2 protein-coding genes are annotated in these 2,504 nt (G+C 75.3%); both read left to right on the top strand.

The genetic code is table 11. From position 1 onward, the window contains the following. Positions 1–133: 133 nt before the first annotated feature. Positions 134–1,285, top strand: a complete 1,152-nt coding sequence (locus FNQ90_RS19540; protein WP_182607558.1) for a PP2C family protein-serine/threonine phosphatase — start codon at positions 134–136, stop codon at positions 1,283–1,285. Positions 1,286–1,992: 707 nt separating this feature from the next. Then, positions 1,993–2,448, top strand: coding sequence for a murein hydrolase activator EnvC family protein (locus FNQ90_RS28525; RefSeq protein ID WP_323380078.1), 456 nt, complete (start codon positions 1,993–1,995; stop codon positions 2,446–2,448). Positions 2,449–2,504 lie beyond the last annotated feature (56 nt).

The following is a 2,504-nucleotide window of genomic DNA, read 5'->3' as shown; positions in this document are numbered from 1 at the left end:
GCCCCGGGCCTCCCGCCCCCACCACGCGCGTCACCCCCGGGGCACGCGACGGCGCACGTCAACCGGCCGATACTTCTCTTCGCAACCCAACGGAAATCGACGCACCGGCCCGGGGTGGATAGGGTCGCAAATCATGGCAGGCGGCGGCACATCACCCCCGGGGGCACGGCGAAGGCGAGCGCACAAGGCGCTGCGCCGTGCCCGTCTCACCATGCGCCGAACCGCCGTGGACCACTTCCGCGGCGAGGGTTCGGACGCCGTGGTGCTCATCGCGCTCTTCCTCACCGTCCCCCTCATCGCCGCCGGTACCCTGCACCGTCCGGATTGGTGCCCGCCCGAGGCGTTGGTCCTGCCCCTGGTCGCGGGTGGCCTGCTGCTGCGGCCGGTCAGTCTGCTCGCCCTCTACGCGGCCACCGCCGTGGCGCTGATCGTCGAGACCGCCATGCTGGAGGGACGATCGGTCCACCCCGATCCGATCGGCCCCGGCACCATCCTCGTGGTGGCCGCCGTCGCCCTCTCCGGACTCCTGGTCGCGCAGTTCCGCAGCCGGGTCGGGGTGCCCTGGCGCAGGGGCGGAACCATGCTGTTCGACCTGCGCGAACGCATCCGCGCGCAGAGCACCGTGCCCGCCCTGCCGCCCGGCTGGCACTGTGACATGAGCCTGCGGCCGGCCGGGGGGCAGTCGTTCTCCGGCGACTTCGTGGTGGCCGCCCGCACCGGTCCCGACAGCCGGGTGCTGGAGGTCGTGCTGACCGACGTCTCCGGCAAGGGCATGGACGCCGGTTCCCGCTCGCTGCTGCTGTCCGGGGCCTTCGGCGGCCTGCTCGGTTCACTGCCACCGCACTCCTTCCTGCCGGCGGCCAACGGCTACCTGCTGCGGCAGAACTGGGCCGAGGGCTTCGCGACCTCGATCCACCTCGTGCTCGACCTGGACACCGGTGACTTCGAACTGCTCTCCGCCGGACACCTGCCCGGCGTGCAGTACGCGGCGGCCACCGGCCGGTGGCAGGAGATCGGGGCCGAGGGGCCTCTGCTGGGTGTCTGGGACGGCGCCGAGTTCCACCCGGCCAAGGGGACGATGCGCTCGGGCGACGTCCTGATGCTCTTCACCGACGGCCTGGTGGAGCGCTCGGACCGCGACATCTCCGACGGCATCGACCGCCTCACCGGCGAGGCGGAGCGGCATCTGGCCGGCGGGCTGCGCCGGATCGCGGGCGACCTCATCGAGACCGTCGCCCGCGACGTCAACGACGACCGGGCGCTCATCCTCATCTGTCGCGACTGACCCGACCACGGGCCCGGGGCGCGCGGGGCGGAACACGCGCCGGTGAGTCCTCCGATCGCCGGTCACTCCCGCGACGGAATCCCGGCCGTCCCCCGGCGAGAGTGCGTCCCACCGCCGTGAACAGCCCCGATGACCTCTCCGGCGCCGGGCGGCACTGCGCCGAACGGCCGCCCGGGGCGGCGCGTCGTCGGATGCGGTCACCGGCGCGCCGGGTTTGGCTCTCCGTCATGACTCCCCCGTGGAACACCTCCCGTGCCCCCCGAACGCGTCGCCGGTCCGGCCGCCGCCTCGGGGTCGGCCGACGGGTGACGGCCGGTGCCCTGGCCGCTCTCGTGCTCGGCTGCGGCGCCCCCGGGGTCGCCCACGCGGGGAGCGCCGGGGACCGCTCCCCGCTCGAACCACCGACATCGGTGCCTCCGGAAGCCGACCGGCATCGGGATCCGGAGGGTCCGGGGGGACCGGACCGTCACCGGTCCCGGGGCGGGGCCGCCGCCCCCGCCCCGGCCAGGGGTCGGGACGCCGACCGGGTCGCACGCATTCTGCGCGCCGGGCATCCCGTCGCCCTCCCGGGCCTCCCGGGCGCTTCCATCGCGGCGCCCCTCCCCGTGGCGGGGGTCGAGTCCGCGCCACGGAGGGTCGACCGGTCGGCACGGGTTCCCCGGTTCGACCCGTTCGCAGCTCCCGGCGCGGGCCCCTTCCCCGGATGGGTGCCGGGCGCCGCCGGTCCCTCCCGCCCGGCCGGTGGGGACCCCGGGGAGCGCTGGACGGCACCGGTGGAGGGCCACCCGGTCTCCGCCGCCTACGGAACACCGGGGGAGTGGCAGGCGGGGTACCACACGGGGGTGGACTTCGCGGTGCCGGAAGGGGAGCCGGTGGTGTCCGTGGGCCCCGGCACGGTGGTCCTCGCGGAGGAGACGGACGCCTACGGACGGGTCCTCACGGTGGAGATGGTGGACGGTCACCGCACCCTCTACGCTCACCTCTCGCGGCTCGACGCGCGGGCGGGGGACCGGGTCACCGGCGGGGTGCCCATCGGCCTGTCCGGCAACACCGGGCGCTCCAGCGGCCCCCACCTGCACTTCGAGGTCCGGGAGGGGGTCGAGTACGGCACCGACGTCGATCCGGTCGCCTATCTGCGCAGCCGCGGTGTCGACCTCGGGTGAGCCGTGGCGGTCACGCCGCCGGGGACGGGGCCGCTCCCCGTCCCCGACCCCGAGCC

This window comes from Streptomyces alkaliphilus, from assembly GCF_014141535.1.
GTDB classification, from domain to species: domain Bacteria; phylum Actinomycetota; class Actinomycetes; order Streptomycetales; family Streptomycetaceae; genus Streptomyces; species Streptomyces alkaliphilus.
Note: the sequence above shows the minus strand (reverse complement) of the source record. Positions and strands in the feature narration are given on the sequence as shown.